A 1,366-nucleotide genomic window follows, 5' to 3' on the forward strand; every position below is an offset into this window, starting at 1 on the left:
CACGGGCGAACCGTTTGTTGGACCTGCCGGTCAGTTGCTTCGAGAGACCTTGAGCGAGGTTGGGTTGGATCCGGCGGAACTCTACATCACGAATTCAGTCAAACACTTCAAATTCAAACCGACCGGCAAGCGTCGGCTGCACGTCAAACCTGCCGCCAGAGAAGTCGCAGCGTGTCGGCCTTGGTTGGAAGCCGAGCTGGACGTCATTCGGCCGAAAATGGTTGTGGCTCTTGGAGCAACCGCGGCAGGAGTCTTGCTCGGTCCCGGATTTCGGTTGTTGAAGTCACGCGGTCAAGTGCAGCGTTCGGATCATGCCAAGTGGACGATCGCGACGTATCACCCGTCCGCGATTTTGAGAGTGCCCAACGAAGCGACTCGCGAAACGATGCGGAAAGCGTTCCTCGAAGACCTGCACTTCGCGGCGGAGCATTACCGGATGCTACCTTGAAGCTGCGTCGTGACTAGAGAATTGCCAGTGGGTTACGTTTGGCTTCCAGAGTGCCGCGGGTCACGCCGACTCGATTCTCGGCCGATAACGATCGCCAAACGTCTTGGCCAGGGATCTCGCCCAACAGCAGACGGCGGTACAAAGTCAGCATCGATTCCGCTTCTGTCTCGTTTTCGCTCAGCAATTCCACTCGGAACGAACCGACACCGCGAGCGACCATGGTGCTGACGATTTCCGCTCCGCTTTGAGGCGTGGCGTTGAACAGAGTGTTTCGGCAAGCGATGTCGGCCTGCAACACGTGCAGTTTTCCCACGCGGTCTCGCAACTGCACAACATGCCGATCGCATGGACGACCACAATTGGTTTTGTTGGTGCCCGGTGACAACACGCTGCAGAACACACAGTGCTCCATATGGAACATTGGCATGTGCTGGTGCAGAACCAGCTCCAACCACTCCGCTGGCATCGAGCTGACCAGTTGGTCCAATTGGTCGGCGTTCAAATCGTATGACGCGGTGACTCGCTGGACGCCTTGATCCATCAACCATTCTGCCGATCGGTGATTGGCAACGTTCAACGAAAAGTCAGCGATGGTTGGAATGCCCGCCTCGAGGCCCATCCGTACCGCCGCCAGATTGCGAGCCAGCAACCCCGCAGGAGCTTGTTTGAGGATCTGTTTCAGTAATCCCATCTCGCCGGGCTTCTGAATTCGAAGCGACGCGATCCAAACATTCGCCTTGTGTTCCGCCCCCAAAGCAATCGCGGCTTTGTGATCGCGTGGATCGTGAAAATCAGCGTAGATTCGTTCTGCCGACGCAGCGATCGCACCGCGTACTTGATCGAGAGTCCGGCATAAAACGGACAGTTGCGGTGGCGGCGAATCGGATTCCGCCTCTGTTTTCGCGATGGGACGTACCA

The 1,366-nt window shown here is 57.2% G+C and carries 2 protein-coding genes; one reads left to right on the top strand and one right to left on the bottom strand.

The annotated features are described in order from the left end of the window. The coding region (locus B2R17_RS21235) for a UdgX family uracil-DNA binding protein (protein ID WP_286765556.1) at positions 1–448 on the top strand (448 nt) is incomplete at its 5' end. 13 nt (positions 449–461) lie between these two features. On the opposite strand, the gene B2R17_RS21240 is transcribed toward B2R17_RS21235, so the two are convergent. Beyond that, on the bottom strand, positions 462–1,366 hold a 905-nt coding region (locus tag B2R17_RS21240; protein WP_286765557.1), incomplete at its 5' end, for a U32 family peptidase.

It is taken from the genome of Rhodopirellula sp. UBA1907 (assembly GCF_002337565.1).
Classification (GTDB): domain Bacteria; phylum Planctomycetota; class Planctomycetia; order Pirellulales; family Pirellulaceae; genus Rhodopirellula; species Rhodopirellula europaea.